Source organism: Nitrobacter hamburgensis X14 (assembly GCF_000013885.1).
Lineage (GTDB): Bacteria > Pseudomonadota > Alphaproteobacteria > Rhizobiales > Xanthobacteraceae > Nitrobacter > Nitrobacter hamburgensis.
In genome coordinates this window covers 171,005-188,318 of sequence record NC_007960.1, presented here as the reverse complement: position 1 = coordinate 188,318, position 17,314 = coordinate 171,005, and the positions used below count along the sequence as shown (strand labels likewise).

Sequence of the window (17,314 nt, the reverse complement as noted above, 5' to 3'; positions counted from 1 at the left end):
GTTCCTTCTCAATCGACCAAGGTGCGACCGATGGCGACGCCCCCGATCCTTGACAATAAGAATACCTCCTCACCTTCCGTTTTCCTGCCATCGGCTTTGCTACGCGAATCGCGGCGACAAAAGAATCTTCCCGTTTCTCAGGTCCCGCCCGTCTGCCTGCTGGATCCCGACGGAGACCTCGTCGGCAAACTTCGGCAGACGGGTCAGGCCAAGCGCTTCGCCTCTTGGCCATGTTATCACACCGAGCTGGATACGTTCATGCTCGCCGGCCGTGAAATCGGGATCGTTGGACGTGTGGTCGGCGCACCGTCTGCCGTTCTGGTGGCGGAAGAATTGTTCGCGAGCGGTTGTCGCCTGCTGATCAGTCTGACTTCGGCGGGACAGATCGTCCCCTGCGGGCCGACGCCCTATTTCATCATCATCGATCGCGCGCTGCGCGATGAAGGGACGAGCTACCACTATGCTCCGCCTTCCGAATTTTCCGAAGCCTGCCCTCTGCTGGTATCGAAGGCATTCGATGCCACGTCGCGAATCGAGCCTCGGGTCGTGGTCGGATCGACTTGGACAACCGATGCACCGTTTCGCGAGACGGCCGAAGCGATCAGAGCGGCAAAGCTGAAAGGAATATTGGCCGTCGAAATGGAGGCAGCCGCACTCTACGCTTTCGCCCAGGCGGCGGGCGCAAAGCTTCTCTGCCTCGCCCATGTCACAAATACAATGGGACAAGGCGGAGCCGATTTCGACAAAGGCGAGGCCGATGGCACGACGGACGCCCTCGAGATGCTGGACCGCGTGGTCGAGGCTCTTTCGCATACAATCGATACACCTGCGGCGTAACGTGCGGGTGGCTGCCGCTGTGCATTCTATCGCAACGCTGTCCCCGACACTGTCAACTGAATGACCGTTTCCGTTTTCTGCCCCTTCGAGAGGAGCGCGATGATCCACGCGGCTGAGCCTCGAGGATCACCTGCGACAGATCATTGCCACCTGACGGATCCTATGTTCTTCGCAAGCGGAGGATCTCGTTTCACCGGCCATTTTCCTTTTACAATTGTATGCACGTAAAGCGGCAAGAAGATTGCTCCCAGATGTCCAGGTCCCAGCCGCCAGAGATGCAGGTCGGTCACCGATCTCCGTCGCTCTCGATCGTCTGTCTGACCTTTTCCGCCATCCGCGGGTCCGGATTGCGGTCCAGCAGGATGGTCGCGGGTGAGATGCTATGTTCCGCAGATAGACCAACGGCTCGAGCCTGCGAGAGCGTAATGACCGAAGTTCCGGAAAGAAACATCCGGCGACGGATCGGGCTCGCCGCCTTAGCTACCGGTCTCACCGTCCTGCACGTGCTCCCGGCGATCGCTGGCCCACCCTACCAGTCGGACGACCCAGAGCCGACCGAATATGGTCATTACCATATCTATACGTTCAACAAAGGTATCCGCTCGAAGGGCGACGTCTCCGGCGCAAGCGGCATCGACTTCAACTATGGTACTGCCAGGCGCCAGGTCTTGCCCAAGCTACAACTCGGGGTCGAACTCTTCCATCAAACCGCTGATCCCGGCGCATCGCGAACGCCATCGCCCGCATTCCCGATACTGAAGCTCACAGTTGCTTCACTTGCAGCGTCTGAGGGTACGACATCCCCAGTCCCTCCAGGCGCCCGAAAATCGGCGTCAACTTGCCGATCTCATCGAGAACCGGTGGAATATTCTTATGATCGCTGGCGTGGCCACGACCGGTCCGCAGTTTATCGATCGTGGCGATCAGGATGCGGCGGCTCGCAATCAAATCGAAGTCGTTGTTGATAACGGCAAACGATTCCAGATCGCCGTCGATGGCTTCAATGGACGTGCGGATGTCCGCCGGGATGCGTTCCGCCTCCTTGTAGTCGGCAAGGATACTCGACAACAGAAATCCGATGATGAAGATGGCGCCGCCGATGCCGCTCGTCAGCAACCTGTTGAGTTCGAGAAACTCAAACCCGAAAAAGTGCACAGCGGCCTTGATGCCTCCGAGCAGTAATACGACCGCTGCGACGGTGAAGAACAGCCGGAACTTCTTGCGGAAGCTGAGGTCCGCGCCTCCAAAATGGAGATGTCCAATGATCGATGATACCACGCGTTACCAGCCATTCTTGATCGTGCGGACGGACACAAACCGCCGTCCGTTCCAGCGGAAAAATTGTCGCGAGGTGCCGTCAGTCACCTCGATGCCGGCAGCGCCGGCGTTGATGAGTTTCAAATCGCTGGCGTGCGTCCTGAAGACGATCCGGTACCGACCGTGCGATTCCAGGTACACCTCGTGGAGGCAGCGATCGGCGACGCAGACGGCGGCGCGATTCGCGCAGACGAAATCCTCGAAATGCAGCGAGACGAAGCGTCGGCCTCCGGCTTCGATCGAAACGGAAAAGTAATGCGCGGCGGCCGCTTTGTTGCCGCAAGCGCGCTTCCGGATTGCGACGGCGCGCCTGATGTCCGTGGGCAAAGCATCGACGTGTTCGGCAGCCAGGGGATTTTCCGATGCCAAGCCACCGCGCGCAGCAGCCACGGCGTGCATGTCGATCAATGCGGCAAGCAAGCAAATCGCACCTGCTGTCATCGATCGCAGCCATTTCTTACAGATCCCGTACATCTGTGTCCTCCTTGCGCGCGGCCGCGCCGAGAGCGGTCGGTCTCGGTCGCCGTCATTCAGGTTCCGACGCGCGATGCTGCACACCGCCGTCGTTCGGCTGCTCAAAAGAGATACCGACTCGCTTTTCTTTGATCCAGATCACGCGACACTCCTTCGCAAACGAGTCCGAGGCGACCAGTAGCGTGAAGCATCTCGGAATGCCGAGCGGACTTTCGACATCGAGCAGCGCGCCAACCGTGCTGAGATTGCGCACGACGCAGGATATCGTGGCCCCGCCGAACGAGATCGTGCCCGCCTTGAGCACTCTGCTCCGCCTCTTCCGTCGGAGCTCCTCCACGACGCCCTCCCTCCCTTCAATCGGCCTTCTTCTCCGCTTTCTCCGCAAGCGCGACGATGTCGCCGTCCCTGAAGAGGATCCCCTCAAGCTCGCGACAGCTCGCCCGGCGGTTCGTGATACTGGTCGAAGCCCATGGAGTTCTCCTTGGTTTGAAGACTGTCCAATGTTTTGGTGGGTTACTTTTCATCTGCCTCGTTGGCGCCGGACGGCGCCAACAGCCGCAGCGCGTTGAGCGTGACCAGCACCGTCGCGCCAGTGTCGGCAAGAATGGCCGGCCACAACCCTGTCAGGCCGACTATGGTGGTAACCAGGAAGACTGCCTTCAGGCCGAGCGCGACTGCGATATTCTGCCGGATGTTGACCATGGTTCGTTTGGACAGATCGACCATCGCCGCGATATCGGAGACCCGACCGTGAAGCACCGCCGCGTCGGCGGTCTCCAGCGCGACGTCGGTCCCGCCTCCCATGGCGATGCCGACGTCCGCGGCCGCCAGCGCAGGAGCGTCGTTGATGCCGTCGCCGATCTTGGCGACCGTCCATCCCTTATTCCTGAATTGGGCGACGATGCGCTGCTTGTCCTGCGGCAAAAGCCCGGCCTGAACATCGATCCCGAGTTGCTTGCCGACCGCCGTCGCTGTCCGCAGATTGTCGCCCGTCAGCATGACCGCTTTGATGCCCGCCTTGCTGAGCAGTCTCAGCCCTTTCTCGGCATCCGGACGCGGTTCATCGCGCATCGCTATAGCCCCGGCCAAAAGCTGACCGATCAGCAGAACCGAAACCGTTTTGCCTTCGTCGTTGAGTCCCGCGAAGCGAAGCTCATCGTCGGGTTTCAGGGAAACGATTTCGGCTGCGGCCGACGGCGATCCGAGAAAGACGTGGAGTCCGTCGACCCTTGCGCGAATCCCCTTTCCGCCGACCGCCTCGGATTCCGAAGTCGCCGGAATTGGAATGTCGCGCTTGTGCGCCTCAGCAAGAATTGCGGTAGCCAATGGGTGGCTCGATCCGGCCTCGAGCGCGGCGGCAAAACGCAGTACGTCGTTCTCGCTGCGCGCGAGCCCGATGACGTCCGTGACCTGGGGCTTGCCAGCCGTCAACGTTCCGGTCTTGTCGAAACAAGCCATCGTCACCTTGCCGACTTGTTCGAGAACGGCACCACCCTTCAGTAGCAGGCCCCGGCGCGCGCCTGCGGATAGGCTGGCGGCGATCGCCGCGGGCGTCGAGATGACCAGGGCGCAGGGACAGCCGATCAGCAAGATCGCCAGACCCTTGTAGATCCAGTTGCTCCAAACGCCACCGAACAGCAGCGGCGGCACGACAGCCACCAGTATTGCCACTGCGACCACACCCGGCGTGTAGATCCGCGAGAATCGGTCGATGAACCGTTCGGTGGGCGCCTTAGATTCTTGGGCTTCCTCGACAAGGCGCACGACCCGCGCGATGGTATTGTCCGCGGCAGCGGCGGTCACCCGCACCCGCAGCAGCCCATCGCCGTTGACGGTACCGGCGAACAGAGTGTCGTCGGGCCTCTTCCGGACCGGCGTGCTCTCGCCCGTCACGGGCGCTTCGTCGATCGCGCTTTGTCCGGAAACGATCATGCCATCGGCGGGGATTCGATCGCCGGGCCGGATTTGAATCAGCGCCCCGACGGCAAGAGTTTCCGCCTGTACTTCGCGTACCTGCCCATCCTCCTCGACCCGGGCGGTCTTCGGAACAAGTCTGGTAAGGTCCTGAATGCTGGCGCGCGCACGGCTGGTGGCGACGCCTTCGAGCAGTTCTCCGATCAGGAACAAGAAGATCACCGTGGCGGCCTCTTCGGTTGCACCGATAACGACCGCACCGATCGCGGCAACCGACATCAGCATCTCGATCGAGAACGGCGTGCCGACACGCGCGGCGGAGACTGCGCGACGCGCAATTGGAACCAGACCAACCAACATCGCGAGCAGGAATGCCCAATGCTCCGTCGGCACGGCCTTGCCAAGCACGTAGGCCACTGCCAATGCCAGCCCGGAAGCGATCGTCAGGATGCCCTTGCGGGTCCGCCACCACGGTCCCCCACCGGAGGTGTGTTCATGAAGGTGGGAGGGACCATCCTCGGCGTGGGACGCTTCGTCATCGGCTTGCTGCTGTCGATGATTGCTGCTTCCCGCCGCGTCGACCTGCGCGACGCGATAACCCAGATCCGAAACGCGCTGACGTATGCCGTCGTCGGCTTCGCTGCCGTCATGGCTGACGATCACCGTGCCTGCGGGGATGGAGACGAACACTTCCTGGACGCCGGGCAGTCGTTGCAGGGCGTTCTCGATCTTCGTGGCGCAGGAGGCGCAGTCCATGCCCTCGACACGGAGCCGGATTTTCGTGGGCTGTGCAAAGTCGCTCATGATCGTCACCCAAGGATATTGCTGCGAACGCCCTCGTTCGAACTCATGTCCTACCCTCCTTGCGCAGGCGCTGGTAGAGCGCCTCGACAGCATCGGAAAAATCCAGCGCCGCATTCCGGGCGCAATGGTCCTCAAGGAAATGCAATTGGCCGACAAGATCGAACGTTGCCGGGGCGAGGTTCGAGCCCCTCGTCCATACCTGGCGGCCTGCTGAGTATGATTCCGCTCAGGAAGCCTTGTGCCCAGGCGAGGTAATCTCTCCGGAGCACCGGATTCGCTTTGACGTCATCGCTAAAGCGTTGGCACGTCGCGGCGCCCAGACCTACGATCTTGGCCTTCTGCGATTCCGCCTCCAGCACCTGCCATCCACCCATCGCAAGCAATGCACCGGACGATAGCGCTAGGGCCAAAAGCCTTCGCCTCCACGAACCGCCCGCAGGACTCGCACGAGCGTTCGCATCGTCCTGGCTGTCGTTTCTGCCTGGAGCTTTGTTGTTGGTCATCGTTAAGCCCCGTTCAGAACAGGGACGATGATCACCCGCGGTGAAACACCTCATGGGTTTACGCCTCCCACCGTGGGCAAGTTCGAGCCGCCATTTTCCGGCTCTTCCCGCCTGAACAAGACGTAGAGGGCGGGCAACACCAGCAATGTCAGGATCGTTGAGGAGATGATTCCGCCGATCACCACGGTCGCCAGCGGCCGCTGCACCTCGGCGCCCGCACCGGTAGCAATCGCCATCGGCACAAAGCCGAGCGAGGCGACCAGCGCCGTCATCAGCACGGGCCGCAACCGAGTCAGCGCCCCTTCGCGGACCGCGTCGACAAGGGCATGTCCTTCTCGCCTCAGACCCTCGATGAAGGTAATGATGACCAGACCATTGAGCACCGCTACGCCGGACAACGCGATGAAGCCGATCCCAGCGCTGATCGACAATGGGATGCCGCGCAGCAGGAGTGCCACGATGCCGCCCGTCAGTGCGAGCGGCACACCACTGAACACCAGCAACGCATCGGCCATTGATCCCAGGCTCATAAACAGGAGCAAAAGGATCAGCAAAAGCGCGATCGGCACGACGATCGTCAATCGTTGCGTGGCGGAAACAAGCTGTTCGAATTGGCCGCCCCACCCGATCCAGTAGCCGGCCGGCAGTTTCACTTTCTCCTCGACCTGTTTCTGTGCGTCGGCAACGAATGACCCGAGATCACGGCCGCGCACGTTGGCGGTAACCACGATGCGCCGCTTGCCGTTTTCGCGGCTGATCTGATTGGGACCCAGCGCAACGTCGATTTCGGCAAGTTCGGAAAGTGGCACATACCGGATCTGAGCAAGCGGCGAGTTGTTCCAGACCGCTGGTGTTGCCTTGGCGTTGTTCTCCAGCGGAGGCAACGGCACCGGCAGCGCTCGGATCGCTTCCATGTCAGAGCGCAAATGCTCCGGAAGCCTAACCACGATGTCGAAGCGCCGATCCCCCTCAAAGACAAGGCCGGAGGGTTTTCCCCCGACAGCGATTTCGATCAAATTCTGGACATCCGACACATTGATTCCGTATCGCGACAAGGCCTGTCGATTGAGCTTCACGGTCAATACCGGCAAGCCCGAGGCTTGTTCGGTCTTGACGTCGGCTGCGCCTTCAACGTTCTGCAACACGGCTTGCACCTTCGCCGCCGACTGGACCAGTGTGTCGAGGTCATCGCCAAAAATCTTGATTCCGACGTCGCTGCGGACACCGGAGATCAGCTCGTTGAAACGCTGCTCGATGGGCTGCGATATCTCATAAACGTTGCCCGGAATTTCTTCGGCGGCTTCCTGGATTTCGCGAACCACCGCGGCCTTGCTCTTCTCCGGATCAGGCCATTCCTTGCGCGGCTTCAACATTACGTAACCATCCGAAGTCGACGGTGGCATCAAATCGGTCGCGACTTCTGCGGTGCCGGTTCGTGCGAAGGCCTCCTTGACCTCCGGGATCTTCAGCAGCCGCTTTTCGAGCATCGCCTGCATTTCCAGCGACTGGGTCAGGCTCGTTCCCGGTATCCGGATTGCCTGCAGCGCGACATCCCCCTCGTCGAGGCTGGGAATGAATTCACCGCCCATGCGCGTCGCGGCAATGCCGCAGACGACGACCAGCAACGCGGCGATGGCGGCGACACCGAAACGGTTACGGATTGAGGCGGCCAGCAACGGCGTGTAGAGCTTTCGCGCGCCGCGCATGAAAACGTTTTCGTGTTCGGAGACCTTTCCGGTCACCAAGAGGGCGACCGCAGCCGGCACGAAGGTGAGCGACAGGATGCTGGCGCCGGTGAGCGCCATCAGGACCGTCAAGGCCATCGGCGTGAACATCTTGCCTTCGACGCCAGTCAGCGTGAGGATGGGCAGGTAGACCACGCCGATGATCAAGGTTCCAAACAAACTGGGACCGATCACCTCCCTAGACCCGGCAAGAATGGTCTCGAACCGTTCCTGACGATTGAGCAATCGGCCCTGCCGATGCTGTTCTTCCGCCAGCAGCCGCAGGCAGTTCTCGACGATGATGACTGCACCGTCGATGATGATGCCGAAGTCAATGGCGCCGAGGCTCATCAGGTTGGCGCTGACCTTGTTCTCCACCATGCCTGTGATCGTGAACAGCATGGCGAGAGGAATCACGCATGCGGTCGCGATCGCCGCTTTGAAATTTCCCAGGATCATGAAGAGGATCACGATGACGAGCAGCGCACCTTCGACCAGGTTTTTCTCCACGGTCGCAACTGTCGCCTCGACGAGGTGCGTCCGGTCATATACCGCGCGTGCGATCACGCCATCCGGCAGCGATCGGCCGATCTCCTTGAGTTTGGCAGCAACCCGCTGCGCAACGGCGCGACTGTTCTCGCCGATCAGCAGCATGACGGTTCCGAGAACGGTTTCCTTGCCATTGACCGTGGCCGCGCCGGTTCGCAAATCCTTGCCCTCCCTCACCTCGGCAACGTCTCCGATCCGAACCGGAACGCCATTGTGAGAGCCGATGACAATTTCCTTGATGTCCTCGACGTTCGCCACCTGGCCCGGTGTCCGAACAAGATATTGCTCGCCATTTCGCTCGATATAGCCTGCACCCACATTGGCGTTGTTCGACGCCAGCGCCGTCATCACGTCGCGGAAGCTGAGCTTGTAGGCCATCAGTTGCGCCGGGTCCGGCAGCACATGGAATTGCTTCTCGAAGCCCCCGATCGTGTTGACCTCGATGACCCCCGGGACGTTGCGCAACTGCGGCTTGATGATCCAGTCCTGGATCGTTCGCAGGTCGCTCGGCGTATAATCGCCGCCGCCCTCCTTGCGGGCGCCGGGCTTCGCTTCGACCGTGAATAAATAGATCTCGCCGAGTCCCGTCGAGATCGGCCCCATCGCGGTCTCGACGCCGGCGGGCAGTTGATCCTTGACCTGCTGGATGCGCTCGTTGACCAATTGCCTGGCGAAATAGATGTCGGTCCCATCCTTGAAGATGATCGTGACCTGGCTCAAGCCGTAACGTGACTGTGAGCGCGTGCTGTCGAGATGCGGCAGCCCACCCATTGCGGTCTCGATCGGAAACGTGATCCGCTGCTCGACCTCCAGCGGCGAATAACCAGGCGCGCTGCTGTTGATCTGGACCTGGACGTTGGTGATGTCCGGCACCGCGTCGATCGGCAGCCGGGTGAAATTCCAGGCGCCGAAGGCCGCCATCGCCAGCACGCCTATCATGACCAGCCAACGCTGCCGGATGGCGAATGACAAAATTCCATCAATCATGAGGCCGCTCCTGATGCCCGCCGATCTCCCGGATGCGTCCGAACGAATGCACGGGCGTTGTGTAGATTACGCCATCGCCTTTCCGACCGGTCCAGGCGGCCGCTGCAATGCGTTCGCAGATCGACACCGCCTGATCCGACTGGCAGACAAGCCTCAGTTCCAGAAACTGGTGGTAGGTGATATCCTCATCGCTCGCGACATATGACCCACCCTGTCCCCGGCCGCGGCCCTGGCCGCGCACCTCGTCGAAGGTAAAACCCGGAAAATCCGTGAGATCATGAAGGGCGCGGACCATGTGGCCCTCCATGTGAGGTCTGATTAACGCGGTGATCAAAATCATGCCGTTCTCAGTGTTCATCGCCGCCCGCTCCTTTCGTCATCTCAGCCTTCACGATGAAGCTGTTTTTGGCCGCATAGACGTCGCCTTCCAGGATGCCGACGGTGATCTCGACGAGCTGCGGATCGCGTTCACCGATCTCAACGTTTCGTGCCTCGAACTTTTCGCCGTTGCGAACGAAGACGACCGTGCGGTTTTCCACGGTCTGCAACGCCGACGATTTCACCGCGACGCCGACCTTTTTCGCGGTGAGCATCAAACGACCGGTGACGAACAGGCCCGGGCGAAGCCGTTGTCCGGTATTCGGAACCACTGCCCTGGCGATCGCGCTCTGGGTGTCACTGCTGCCAACCGGGGAGAGATAGGAAATTTTCGCATCGATTGGCGCGCCGCCGTCCGCTGGGTCGATAAACACTTGGTCACCGACGCTGACCCGCTTGAGATCGCGCCGATAGACCGAAAAATCGACCCACACCGTCGACAGATCCGCGACCAAGAAAGCGGGCTTCTGTTCGGAGGCGTACTCGCCCAACGTGATCTGGCGGTCGATCACCGTTCCGGCCAGCGAGGCCTTTAATTCGTACTGGGTCAGGCTCTGGTTGCTTTCGATGACTGCAAGGACATCACCCTTCTGGACGGCATTGCCGATCCGCTTGCGAACGTCGCGGACGATCCCCGGGAACCGCGGCGTAACCTGGACCAGCGATTCCTGATTCGGTTGGACGATGCCGTTGAGGAAAAGGCTTTCGCGCAGCACGCCGGATGAGGCTGTCGCAAGCTCGATCCTTGAAGCCTCCACTTTGGCATCGCTCAGGATGACGCTGTCTGAATGCTCGTCCTTGTCCGATTTCTCGGTGGGTGTGACTTTTGAGCTTGCCGGCATCAGCATGCGATAGCCGCCGTAGGCCAGCGCGACGGCAACCAGTATGAATATGGAGTAGCGGAGAGTTGCCTTGATCATCTTGAACTCTGATGGGTAAGCGAAAACGGGTTGCCGACGAGACCTTCGATCGTCGCCACGGCGATATGGAAATTCTGCAACGCTTCCTGTTCGCGCAGCCGAGCCTGGGCGAGCGTGGCTTGCGCATCGAGGACTTCAAGCAGCGTGAACCGTCCCTGGCCGTAGCCGTCGAAGATCGCCTGCGCCGCCGCTTGTGCCTTCGGGATCGCAGACTCCCTGAGAATCGCAAGCTCGCGCAGCGATCCTTCCAGAGAGTCATAGGCCCGCCCCGCCAGCACAACGAGCGTGGCCTTGTTCGCCGCTCTTTCGGCGGCGGCTTTTGCCAAGCTTTCCTGTGCGGAGAGGATGTTGCCCTGGTTCTGGTCGAATACCGGGATCGGAATGGAGATTCCCAGCCGCACAGCATCGTCGCCGGTTTCATTGAAGTGCCGCCAGCCCGCGCTCACCCGCACGTCGGGATAGGGCTTGAGCCGAGCCAGCAGCAATTCGGCATTCCGCTGCGCATAGACCGCCGTCCACCGTACCAATTGGGGATTTGCATCGATGGCGGCAATGACGGCTTTAAACGTTGGCGGACGCCCGACCGTTTCGAGACGCCCCGTCACGGTCGAAAATCGCGGAGAGGTATCGCCCATGAGCACCGCAAGGTCGCGCCGCGCACTCGACAGCGAAGCTTTGACGCGTTCACGGTCGGCCTTGACGAGATCGGAGGCGACCTGAGCCCGCCCTGTTTCAGCCGGCGACGACGCGCCGGCCTCGACGCGCCGTTGCAGCAAGGGCGTCAGACGGTCGATGGCGGCAACCTGATCGTCCAAAATCTGGACACGCCGTTGCGCGCCGAGCACCGTCAGGAAGGCCACCGCCGTTTCCGACAGGACCTCCAGTCGAACGGCCTTGCGCTGGATGACGGCGACGTTGACTCCGGCCGCCCCCGCCGCAATGCGCGCATCGCGTTTGCCGAACAGCTCGAACAACTGGCTGATCTGCAGGGTCATCTCGGCCGACCGCGTGCCGCGGTAGGATCCCGAGCCGAGCGAATTGTCCTGTTCGTAAGACAGGTCGGGGTTGATCAGCGCGCCGGCCTGGATCCGCTGCCCGGTCGCGATGCCGACGTCTCGTTCGGACGCGGTGAGACGCGGATTGGCCGCGAGCGCTTGCTGTAACGCATGCTGGAGCGTCATGGGTCGCGATGCCGCCCAAGCAACGGCCGACGGCGGACCGATTAGGATCAGCGACACGCACATAAGGCGCGCCGCAGCACGTTTGGAGAACATGACAATAACCTTGAAAACGACAATTCAAGGCGCAGAGCGCCCCGGCGACGATTTTCAGGTCAGGTATTTGGGAGGTGGGGTATCGGCCCAAGGCTGAGTCGCGCGCAAAACCTTCGGCACAATCAAAGCAACCTTAACACTCCGGGCAGACGGCACCGCCATCGGGATGAGCGCAGGCATCAAAACTGGCGCGCAAACATAGCAATGCTGAGCGACTAATGGCGATTTCTTCGAACTACCCTCGTCCGAAACATTTCCAAAGGCACCTCCCATGGAGATCAAAGAGGTGACCGTCTCATCGGTGCAGGAAACGGTGTGAGCCAGACCGACGAAAAGATATGCAAAGGCGACAAACAGCAGCAGCATCCGACGGAGACGCGGCGCTCGTGGTCTAGGCAATTCTTTTTGGCCGATCTGGCGCTCCATAGGCTGGCATTAGCAAAGTTGATTTCCGAGCGCTATTACAATGTTGTCGGCGGGATTTAGATTCTCCCAAGCGATTTCTTGCCTCACGACCAGTTTGCGCGATCGCTAGTCAGCAGCCTAGTCCCCTTTGTCCCGGCAAACGCCGGCGTCATTTGGCTGACGGACTTGGATTGCAAGCGTCCCGGTTGGAGCGAGAAAGAACTTCTATGCGGAACCAACCACGTGCAACGCCCTTCTCTTGCTCCACGAGCAGCCAGACTATACTCGAAACTCATCATTTTAGACGGGCGGAAAAACAAATTGTTGCGCATCCGACTGTATCGCGAACTTTGTTATCGGACGTTGGTTAGGCTGCGCCGCCCAAGATCGAGGGGCAACAAGTTGGTCACACCCCGCGAGCTGGATTGTCTGCTTTGGGCGGGGGAAGGTAAGACCGATTGGGAGATATCTGTCATTCTCGGAATTTCTCCGTCTACTGTGACGAAGCACATCGCATCGGCGCGTGACAAACTCAACGCGGGAACAAGGCACACGCTGTCGCCATGGCCCTACGTTTAAAGATCCTGGGTTAACCTCCAAATTCAGTCTCCGAAACTTAGGAGCTAACGTATCATCGACATGTTTGTCATGAATGCATTCATATCCTGCGATGAAAGAGCTCTGGTCCGACATCGCATTAAGTCGACGCGGTGCTCAATGATCTCTCAAGGTGCGTCAAAGATCACGGCTGCGTCGGGTTTGGTAGTCACCTGTAGCGCTGGCCCTTTGACGATTGGGCCTCGGACCTTTGAGCCTCGAGCTCGCTAACGATCTTTTCCTGCTCTAGACGGAGCTTCGTCAGGGCATCCGTCTGGACCAGACTTGTTGGCAATGGCTGCGCCGGATGTTCAGCGATAGCCCGCGCCGCTTCAACGGCCGCGGCCGCCTCCCGCGCTTCTCGCGCCGCAGATTGTTGCGAACCGGCAACAATGGCCCTTTCCGCCCTCAACTCCTTCTGTGAAGCAGGATCAATGCCCCCTCGCGCCTCCTGCCGCCGCTCGGCATCGATTGCACTGGTTGCGAGGTGTTCCGCGGACGTCGCCTCGCGCTCTTCCTTGATCCGAATCTCTTGGGCGCGCTCGATGAGCCGATCGGCGTTCACGCCAACAACGGCTTCGACGTCCGCCCGGCTGAGCTGCTGTACGCCACGTTCCTGCATGCGCTGCAGATCAATGCGATTGGCGAGCGTTTCCAGGTAGCGCGCCGACGTCTGGCGAAATTGTTGCTTCGTCTCTCCATCCAAGCGATCGCTGGTCCGGGAAACCGCATCGTTCATGAGCCGCTGATCTTGGAGCATTTGCTCCGATGTAATTGGCATTTCGCTCTCCCTGGTCAAAAACTCCACGCGCTTGCCGATCGTATGCAAGATGGCCCCAACGGTCTGCGCCATCAACAGGCGCTCGAGCATATCCTTTGCGGCGCCGTTAGAAGGCTGCTCGGCAGCTACAGTCTTCCAGGCGAGGAGGCTCTCGTTCACGACTTTGCGATCGGGCGCCGACATGGGAAGGCGGATGGGATTGGTCCTCGCTACCCGGATCCGCTGCCGCGCATTGTCGATGAGACGTTGATTGAAGGGATCGGCGGCGTAGGCGCGATCGCGGGCTTCGCGCGCGGCACGCGGCCGATCCGCCGCTTCGACGATCGCCTTGTCCTTGGGACCATAGCTTTGCGAGGAAGCCCGCTCCTTCGCCGAGGTCGCGACGATCTTCAAGCCTTGTGCCTGAGCGTGTTGCGCATACACCTCGCGCCATTCCGCGAACGTATCCCGATTGGGATGGATCTTCTGGCCGGATTCGTTCTTCACGGTAATGACGGCGTGAGCGTGGATATGCCCGGCCGATTCCTTGTCCGTGTGAACGCCGAACATGAACTTATGGTCGGCAAAACGGTCGTGCAGGAACGCACGCGCCGCGTTGGTCAAGGCGGCCACATCCGTTCCGGCCTTTGCCGAAATGATCAAGTGCATCGTATCGCGCGCGGATTGTGACCGAAGCGACGGACCCCATTCGCGGGCGGTGACCCGCGCATCTGCCACGTTGCACAAGCTCTTGCCGCGGTCGTCGAGTGCTGCGCTCTTCTCGATCAGCTTATTGAGCCTATAGCTGACGCCGTCTCGACCATGGCTGGTCGCCCCGGGTCGGATTACCACAGCTTTCCCGTCAATGCCCGAAGCTGCTTCGATCCTGGCGCGAACAGCGGCATCGGAAACGGAATCGAGACGGCGTGGTCTGGCGTCATGATTCCGATCGGCGGCCTGGGCCTCTCGAATGCGAAACCGTTCCTTGCCGCTCCCGGCCATCGCGGCGACGACGTGCGCCTCGAGCGCGCCCTTTTCGTCGACGTCGACGCGAGCAGCGTAGCGATGTCCGGAGAAGGCAGCCGCGATCGCCTTCTCGTAGGTCGCTCGGCCTTCGGCGGTATCCGGCACACCTTCAAGCTTCAGACGGAATGCGCCAACGTCTTGGCTCTCCGCACGCTTCGAAAAGTCCGCAGACCAGGCCTTGATCTCGTCGGCCACAGCTTCCCGGTCCGTCAACAATCGCCCGTCATGGGTCTCGAGCGGAACATCTTCGCGCTGGACATATTGGCCGGTCGCCGTGGCGCGCGCGACGCCGCGCGCATAGGACACCACCTTGATGACAGCGGGCTGGTAGCCGGCAGCGAGTTGCCGAGCTCGGCCAACGGGGCCGCCCTGCCCTGCCCCGGCCGAGCTCGTTGCGGCCCCGCTAGCACCGAATCCTCCGGAGATCGGGCTCGGCGCGCCACGCAGTGGCGCGGCCCCAGGTCCCGCGCCGCCACCCCCGCCCACGGCCGCGATCGAGCGCGCCCGTTCCTCGTCCCGCTCACCCGTGATTGTCGCGCCGCGAATGATGTCTTGTGCCGGCGGCGTATTGGGAAGCGGCGCGACCCGTGCTCGCCTCGCGCGGACGTCCTCGTCCAGCACGCCGGGCCGACGCGGCTGCCGACGTTCCGCCCGCGCCTCCGCGACCGCCCGCCGCGCGGCCTCGACCTGCTCAAGCCACCAGACGATCTGTGCTGCGCGGCTCAGGTCAGTTCCTCGCCCGAGATCTCCGCCGGCAGCGCGAGCTTGGCCTCGCGACGCAGCTTCGAGCCATAGGCCACGGTCATTTCGGTCAGCTCGTCATTGATCGCAGCGACGACTTCATGAAGACCTCGCCAAACCGGTTCCGTGTCCTCGATCCGCACGGCCTGGCCGCGATGGATGGCTCTGAGCACCTGCGCCAGATTGCGGCCGACCATCCGGACTTGGCTCGCTAGCTCCACCACAGCGCGCGTGTTGTCGGCCGACAAGGCCGGTCCCGCCTGAACGGACGCTCGGATCAATCGCCGCACCACCTCGGCTTTCGGCAAACCGAACAATGCGACGGCCTCCTGCAAACGCTGCTCATCCGCGTCGGACAGCTCGGTCCGAAGCCTCGGCTTGCGTCGCAGGGCTCTGACAGTGCGGACCATCGAGGCTCCCCCTCCCGTTGGCACGGTCGCCGGTCGTCGGACCGGAGCCGAATACGCCGGGCGTCCCCTCAGGACGCCGGCGTCGCGCGTCAGCGCCTCCCGGCTGCGCCCAGCAGCCGTTTTCCGGTTTGGCCCACAAACCGGTATCTTGTCAACCAATATCTAATACATTGAATGTTAGAAGCTCAGCACGATGGAGTCTCAAACCCTATGGCGCGGGAGCGCGCCTCCAAGGCTCCGCTTGATTGCGGCAATACCGCAACTTGGCAATCCCGCGTTGCGTCATGTCGCGATTGCCGCACCAACGGAATGCCGCAAGCAGGTAAAACCGCAACACCGCAAAATCAGAATGCCGCAACCTCGCAACATCGCATTCCAAGACCACGGTCATGCCGTACACGCGCATTCGCGCATCTCCGCAACAACGTACCGCGTCCAGAACGCAAGCGCGGACTACCGGAATGGCACAATCCGGGATTGCCGCATGTTCATTATGTTGTATGTTGTCATTCCGCCCATGCCCGTTGGAGGAACCCAGTTGCCGAGCATCTTTGCCATAGCGAATCCGAAAGGCGGAAGCGGCAAGACCACCGTCGCGATCATTCTCGCGGGCGAGTTCGCCAAACACGGTTACTCCGCCGCCATCGTGGATGCCGATCCGCAGGGGTCTTCCTACCAATGGCATGCGTCGTCGGTCGCGCGTGGCCTGAGCCCGCAGGGCGTGGACCTGGTGCGCGCACCTGATGAAACTGCCCTCGCCCAGACGATCGATCGGCTCGATGGCTACGATGTCGTCGTTGTCGACACACCCGGCTACTATGGCGACGTCTTGATTCAGTCGGCACTCCGCGCCGACCTCGTCGTCTTGCCCTGCAAGGTGCACACCTTCGATGCTTCGCAGGTCGTGCGCACGATCCGCAATCTCGAACAGCATGCGGCGACTTCAAAGCTGCCGATGAGCCAGCATCGCGTTCTGTTCAACGAATACGACAGCCTCGACCGCAACACGCGGCCCCTCAAGGAGGTTGTCGCCTATCTCGATGCGGAAAAGGTTCCCGTCTGCGCCAAGGCGTTGTACCGGCGCATCACGTATCGAACCATGACAAGCGGACATGGCACCTTGTACCAGATGAGCGACAAGGACGAATCGATCAGGAAGGCGCGCTACAACGCCGACCAGGTCGTGCGCGAATTGCTCGCGGCAAGCCAGGGCGCCGGCCAGGGCGGTAGCGCCGCATGACAGATCCCGCCTCCGCACAAAAGCCGGATCGCCCTCCCCTGCCCCGCGACGCGTTTCGCGCCCATAGGGTCAGCGCCGCGGCGCCCGATGCTCTCGCGGCCAAGCCGGTGGTCGTGACGCCGGCGTATGAAGATCAGGTCACCACGCCAGCGGCACACTCCGCCCACGCCGATAGCGCGTCTGCGCGCAAGCAGCCGCGCCCTCAGAACACTCGCAGTCGAAATCCATTCGATGCCTACGGCGAGCGATCATCGTCTCGGCCTTATGCGTTGCGCTTCCCCGATGCGATCGACCTTGTGGTGCGTCAGATGGCCGCCGAGGAGCGAACACAGCCGCTTCGCATCATCGACCGCATTGTCTACGACCACCTGAAACGAATCGGCCGCCTGCCGCCTCCGCGCGAAACTTGACAGCAACGTCTCCCGGCGGGCCGAAATCATGGCAGCGAGACAAA

At 61.4% G+C, this 17,314-nt stretch carries 15 protein-coding genes and 1 pseudogene; 4 read left to right on the top strand and 12 right to left on the bottom strand.

Annotated elements, in window-relative coordinates; all coding sequences use genetic code 11:
• Window positions 1-30: 30 nt before the first annotated feature.
• Window positions 31-837 (top strand): nucleoside phosphorylase, encoded by an 807-nt coding sequence (locus NHAM_RS23135; protein WP_011505029.1) that lies wholly within the window; start codon window positions 31-33, stop codon window positions 835-837.
• 762 nt (window positions 838-1,599) lie between these two features.
• Here NHAM_RS23135 and NHAM_RS23130 read toward each other — a convergent pair.
• From NHAM_RS23130 to NHAM_RS23085, 10 genes and pseudogenes are all read right to left on the bottom strand, one after another.
• Window positions 1,600-2,115, bottom strand: coding sequence for a hypothetical protein (locus NHAM_RS23130; RefSeq protein ID WP_011505030.1), 516 nt, complete (start codon window positions 2,113-2,115; stop codon window positions 1,600-1,602).
• Window positions 2,116-2,118: 3 nt separating this feature from the next.
• Window positions 2,119-2,628 (bottom strand): hypothetical protein, encoded by a 510-nt coding sequence (locus tag NHAM_RS23125; protein WP_245270125.1) that lies wholly within the window; start codon window positions 2,626-2,628, stop codon window positions 2,119-2,121.
• Between the two features lie 52 nt (window positions 2,629-2,680).
• A complete protein-coding gene (locus NHAM_RS23120; protein WP_011505032.1) occupies window positions 2,681-2,965 on the bottom strand; it encodes a PilZ domain-containing protein in 285 nt (94 codons plus the stop codon).
• Window positions 2,966-3,141: 176 nt separating this feature from the next.
• Window positions 3,142-5,346, bottom strand: a complete 2,205-nt coding sequence (locus NHAM_RS23115; RefSeq protein ID WP_011505033.1) for a heavy metal translocating P-type ATPase — start codon at window positions 5,344-5,346, stop codon at window positions 3,142-3,144.
• Window positions 5,347-5,389: 43 nt separating this feature from the next.
• Window positions 5,390-5,720: pseudogene (locus tag NHAM_RS28725) on the bottom strand (hypothetical protein).
• Window positions 5,721-5,899: 179 nt separating this feature from the next.
• Entirely contained in the window at window positions 5,900-9,109 is a 3,210-nt protein-coding gene (locus tag NHAM_RS23105) for an efflux RND transporter permease subunit (RefSeq protein WP_011505034.1), read from the bottom strand.
• Entirely contained in the window at window positions 9,102-9,467 is a 366-nt protein-coding gene (locus tag NHAM_RS23100) for a P-II family nitrogen regulator (protein ID WP_011505035.1), read from the bottom strand. Before NHAM_RS23100 ends, NHAM_RS23105 begins: the two co-directional genes overlap by 8 nt.
• Window positions 9,457-10,407, bottom strand: a complete 951-nt coding sequence (ihpB, locus tag NHAM_RS23095) for a divalent metal ion exporter adaptor subunit IhpB (protein ID WP_011505036.1) — start codon at window positions 10,405-10,407, stop codon at window positions 9,457-9,459. Before ihpB ends, NHAM_RS23100 begins: the two co-directional genes overlap by 11 nt.
• Window positions 10,404-11,681 (bottom strand): divalent metal ion exporter subunit IhpA, encoded by a 1,278-nt coding sequence (gene ihpA / locus NHAM_RS23090; protein ID WP_011505037.1) that lies wholly within the window; start codon window positions 11,679-11,681, stop codon window positions 10,404-10,406. Before ihpA ends, ihpB begins: the two co-directional genes overlap by 4 nt.
• A 54-nt stretch (window positions 11,682-11,735) precedes the next feature.
• Complete coding sequence (locus NHAM_RS23085) at window positions 11,736-12,047, bottom strand: hypothetical protein (protein ID WP_049769484.1); 312 nt, start codon at window positions 12,045-12,047, stop codon at window positions 11,736-11,738.
• A gap of 282 nt (window positions 12,048-12,329) precedes the next feature.
• On the opposite strand from NHAM_RS23085, the gene NHAM_RS28720 reads away from it, so the two are divergent.
• Window positions 12,330-12,665: a helix-turn-helix transcriptional regulator gene (locus tag NHAM_RS28720; protein ID WP_245270124.1), complete on the top strand. Its 336-nt coding sequence runs from the start codon at window positions 12,330-12,332 to the stop codon at window positions 12,663-12,665.
• 187 nt (window positions 12,666-12,852) lie between these two features.
• On the opposite strand, the gene NHAM_RS23080 is transcribed toward NHAM_RS28720, so the two are convergent.
• Window positions 12,853-15,195 (bottom strand): relaxase/mobilization nuclease domain-containing protein, encoded by a 2,343-nt coding sequence (locus tag NHAM_RS23080; protein WP_041359676.1) that lies wholly within the window; start codon window positions 15,193-15,195, stop codon window positions 12,853-12,855.
• The gene (locus tag NHAM_RS23075; RefSeq protein WP_011505040.1) at window positions 15,192-15,620 is read right to left on the bottom strand and encodes a hypothetical protein; all 429 of its coding nucleotides are present in this window, start codon (window positions 15,618-15,620) and stop codon (window positions 15,192-15,194) included. Before NHAM_RS23075 ends, NHAM_RS23080 begins: the two co-directional genes overlap by 4 nt.
• A gap of 538 nt (window positions 15,621-16,158) precedes the next feature.
• On the opposite strand from NHAM_RS23075, the gene NHAM_RS23070 reads away from it, so the two are divergent.
• Both NHAM_RS23070 and NHAM_RS23065 read left to right on the top strand, forming a co-directional pair.
• Entirely contained in the window at window positions 16,159-16,860 is a 702-nt protein-coding gene (locus NHAM_RS23070) for a ParA family protein (RefSeq protein ID WP_041359735.1), read from the top strand.
• Window positions 16,857-17,270, top strand: coding sequence for a hypothetical protein (locus NHAM_RS23065; protein WP_011505042.1), 414 nt, complete (start codon window positions 16,857-16,859; stop codon window positions 17,268-17,270). The genes NHAM_RS23070 and NHAM_RS23065 overlap by 4 nt, the downstream gene beginning before the upstream one ends.
• The last annotated feature ends 44 nt before the right edge of the window (window positions 17,271-17,314 follow it).

What these genes read in the sequence shown, in the direction of transcription:
- NHAM_RS23085 (WP_049769484.1), bottom strand. Translation starts at nt 12,047, where the DNA reads ATGCTGCTGCTGTTTGTCGCCTTTGCATATCTTTTCGTCGGTCTGGCT.
- NHAM_RS23065 (WP_011505042.1), top strand. Translation starts at nt 16,857, where the DNA reads ATGACAGATCCCGCCTCCGCACAAAAGCCGGATCGCCCTCCCCTGCCC.
- ihpA (WP_011505037.1), bottom strand. Translation starts at nt 11,681, where the DNA reads ATGTTCTCCAAACGTGCTGCGGCGCGCCTTATGTGCGTGTCGCTGATC.
- NHAM_RS23105 (WP_011505034.1), bottom strand. Translation starts at nt 9,109, where the DNA reads ATGATTGATGGAATTTTGTCATTCGCCATCCGGCAGCGTTGGCTGGTC.
- NHAM_RS23100 (WP_011505035.1), bottom strand. Translation starts at nt 9,467, where the DNA reads ATGAACACTGAGAACGGCATGATTTTGATCACCGCGTTAATCAGACCT.
- NHAM_RS23125 (WP_245270125.1), bottom strand. Translation starts at nt 2,628, where the DNA reads ATGTACGGGATCTGTAAGAAATGGCTGCGATCGATGACAGCAGGTGCG.
- ihpB (WP_011505036.1), bottom strand. Translation starts at nt 10,407, where the DNA reads ATGATCAAGGCAACTCTCCGCTACTCCATATTCATACTGGTTGCCGTC.
- NHAM_RS23135 (WP_011505029.1), top strand. Translation starts at nt 31, where the DNA reads ATGGCGACGCCCCCGATCCTTGACAATAAGAATACCTCCTCACCTTCC.
- NHAM_RS23075 (WP_011505040.1), bottom strand. Translation starts at nt 15,620, where the DNA reads ATGGTCCGCACTGTCAGAGCCCTGCGACGCAAGCCGAGGCTTCGGACC.
- NHAM_RS23115 (WP_011505033.1), bottom strand. Translation starts at nt 5,346, where the DNA reads ATGAGCGACTTTGCACAGCCCACGAAAATCCGGCTCCGTGTCGAGGGC.